Source organism: Maribacter aurantiacus, assembly GCF_005780245.1.
Classification (GTDB): domain Bacteria; phylum Bacteroidota; class Bacteroidia; order Flavobacteriales; family Flavobacteriaceae; genus Maribacter; species Maribacter flavus.
Map to the genome: position 1 here is coordinate 1 of NZ_VBUK01000021.1, position 3,696 is coordinate 3,696.

Genomic DNA, 3,696 nt, shown 5'->3' on the forward strand with positions numbered 1-3,696 from the left:
ACGGTAACGATAGCTTTGGCGGACATCGCCGCTGCAACGGACACGAATACGACCAACGCGACCTTCGCGGTGGTCGGAACGAACCTGGTCATCACCGACAGCGATGGCGGTACGGTGAGCGTCCCTGTGGCGGATATTGCCGCATTGGCGGACACGAACACCACGAACACGAGCCTTACCGAAGATGGAACGAACCTTATTTTGACGGACAGTGACGGCGGAACGGTAACGATAGCTTTGGCGGACATCGCCGCTGCAACGGACACGAATACGACCAACGCGACCTTCGCGGTGGTCGGTACGGACCTGGTCATCACCGACAGCGACGGCGGCACGGTGAGCGTCCCCGTAGCGGACATCGCGGCATTGGCGGACACGAACACCACGAACACGAGCTTGACGGAGGATGGAACCAACCTTATTTTGACTGACAGTGATGGAGGAACGGTAACGATAGCTTTGGCGGACATCGCCGCCGCGACGGACACCAATACGACCAACGCCACCTTCGCGGTAGTCGGCACGAACCTGGTCATCACCGATAGCGACGGTGGAACTGTGAGCGTACCGGTAGCGGACATCGCGGCCTTGGCGGACACGAACACCACGAACACGAGCCTTACCGAAGATGGAACAAACCTTATTTTGACGGACAGTGACGGCGGAACAGTGACGATTGCTTTGGCGGACATCGCCGCGGCCACGGACACCAATACGACCAACGCCACCTTCGCCGTGGTCGGCACGAACCTGGTCATCACCGACAGCGATGGCGGCACGGTGAGCGTACCGGTAGCGGACATCGCGGCCTTGGCGGACACGAACACCACGAACGCCAGTTTGACGGAGGATGGAACCAACCTTATTTTGACGGATTCCGATGGCGGAACGGTAACCTTGGCCTTGGCGGACATCGCCGCTGCGACGGACACCAATACGACCAACGCGACCTTCGCGGTGGTCGGTACGGACCTGGTCATCACCGACAGCGACGGCGGTACGGTAAGCGTCCCCGTAGCTGACATCGCGGCATTGGCGGACACGAACACCACGAACGCCAGTTTGACGGAGGACGGTACCAATTTGATATTGACCGATTCCGACGGAGGAACGGTAACCTTGGCCTTGGTGGACATCGCCGCTGCGACGGACACCAATACGACCAACGCGACCTTCGCGGTGGTCGGTACGGACCTGGTCATCACCGACAGCGACGGCGGTACGGTAAGCGTCCCAGTTGCGGACATCGCGGCATTGGCGGACACGAACACCACGAACGCCAGTTTGACGGAGGATGGAACCAACCTTATTTTGACGGATTCCGATGGCGGAACGGTAACCTTGGCCTTGGCGGACATCGCGACCGCGACGGACACCAATACGACCAACGCGACCTTCGCTGTGGTCGGTACGGACCTGGTCATCACCGACAGCGACGGCGGTACGGTAAGCGTCCCCGTAGCTGACATCGCGGCATTGGCGGACACGAACACCACGAACGCCAGTTTGACGGAGGACGGTACCAATTTGATATTGACCGATTCCGACGGAGGAACGGTAACCTTGGCCTTGGCGGACATCGCCACCGCGACGGACACCAATACGACCAACGCGACCTTCGCGGTGGTGGGTACCGATTTGGTCATCACCGACAGCGACGGCGGCACGGTGACCATTCCATTGGCGGATATTGATACAAATACTACAAATAATAGATTGGAGATCAATGGTTCCAATTTGGAACTTGAAGATTCCGACGGCACCATATTATCCGTTTCCCTGGCAGCTTTGGCAGCCGCCACTGACACCAATACGACCAACGCGACCTTCGCGGTGGTCGGTACGGACCTGGTCATCACCGACAGCGACGGCGGTACGGTAAGCGTCCCAGTTGCGGACATCGCGGCATTGGCGGACACGAACACCACGAACGCCAGTTTGACGGAGGATGGAACCAACCTTATTTTGACGGATTCCGATGGCGGAACGGTAACCTTGGCCTTGGCGGACATCGCCGCCGCGACGGACACCAATACGACCAACGCGACCTTCGCTGTGGTCGGTACGGACCTGGTCATCACCGACAGCGACGGCGGTACGGTAAGCGTCCCCGTAGCTGACATCGCGGCATTGGCGGACACGAACACCACGAACGCCAGTTTGACGGAGGACGGTACCAATTTGATATTGACCGATTCCGACGGAGGAACGGTAACCTTGGCCTTGGCGGACATCGCCGCCGCGACGGACACCAATACGACCAACGCGACCTTCGCGGTGGTCGGTACGGACCTGGTCATCACCGACAGCGACGGCGGCACGGTGACCATTCCATTGGCTGATATTGATACAAATACTACAAATAATAGATTGGAGATCAATGGTTCCAATTTGGAACTTGAAGATTCCGACGGCACCATATTATCCGTTTCCCTGGCAGCTTTGGCCGCGGCGACGGACACGAATACGACCAACGCGACCTTCGCTGTGGTCGGTACGGACCTGGTCATCACCGACAGCGACGGCGGTACGGTAAGCGTCCCAGTTGCGGACATCGCGGCATTGGCGGACACGAACACCACGAACGCCAGTTTGACGGAGGACGGTACCAATTTGATATTGACCGATTCCGACGGAGGAACGGTAACCTTGGCCTTGGCGGACATAGCTGCGGCAACCAATACAGACGACCAGAATTTAACAGGAGCCACCTTGAACGGCAGCAACCAGTTACAGATAGATATCGAGGGCGGAACTTCGGCCACTGTGGACCTATCGAGTTTGGTCGGTACGGACGACCAGAACATAAGCGGTTCCAGCTTTAACGGCGCTACGAACGAACTTACCATCGGCATTGAGGGAGGTACTTCCGAAACTGTGGATTTATCCGGACTTGTCGGAACCGATGACCAGACTGCAGCTGAAGTAACCGTTGCAGATGTAGGAGGAAACTTCGCAAATAACCAGGTAGAGGGAGTACTCGAAGAAATTGATGCTCGTATAGATGCGCTTGTACTTGCTGGCGGTTCAGATGGGAACGACTTCGTTACTGGAGGTTCTCTATCAGGTACCGACCTTACATTAAACGTTCCAAACCAGATAGATCCTGTGATTGACCTTTCGGGACTTCAAGATGGTACCGGAACCGATGACCAGAATATCAGTGGTTCGAGCTTCAACGGGGCTACGAACGAACTTACCATCGGCATTGAGGGAGGTACTTCCGAAACTGTGGATTTATCCGGACTTGTCGGAACCGATGACCAGACTGCAGGTGAGGTGAACATCGCCGATGTGGCAGGTAATTTCACGGCCACGGACGTTGAGGGCGCTTTGTCTGAACTTGCCGCTGGTAGTACCGATGACCAGAACTTGACGGGAGCCACACTGGATGGAAGCAACCAGTTACAGATAGACATCGAGGGCGGAACCTCGGCCACTGTAGACCTATCGAGTTTGGTGGGTACAGATTCCCAGACCTTGAGCCTTAGCGGTACGGATCTTTCCATATCCGGAGGCAATACCATAGATATCGGTAGCATAGATACGGATACGGATGACCAGACGTTGAGCCTGACAGGAAATACTTTGGCCATTGCCGACGGTAACAGCGTTGACCTGAGCGGTTTCGTGAACACGGACAACCAGCAGATAAGCTTGAGCACGAACACGTTGACCCTATCCAACGGGACGGGT

General features: G+C 56.7%; 1 protein-coding gene. It reads left to right on the forward strand.

The window, feature by feature from the left end:
• Window positions 1-3,696: beta strand repeat-containing protein (locus tag FEK29_RS18005; protein WP_161595369.1), on the forward strand; the 3,696-nt coding region annotated here is incomplete at both ends.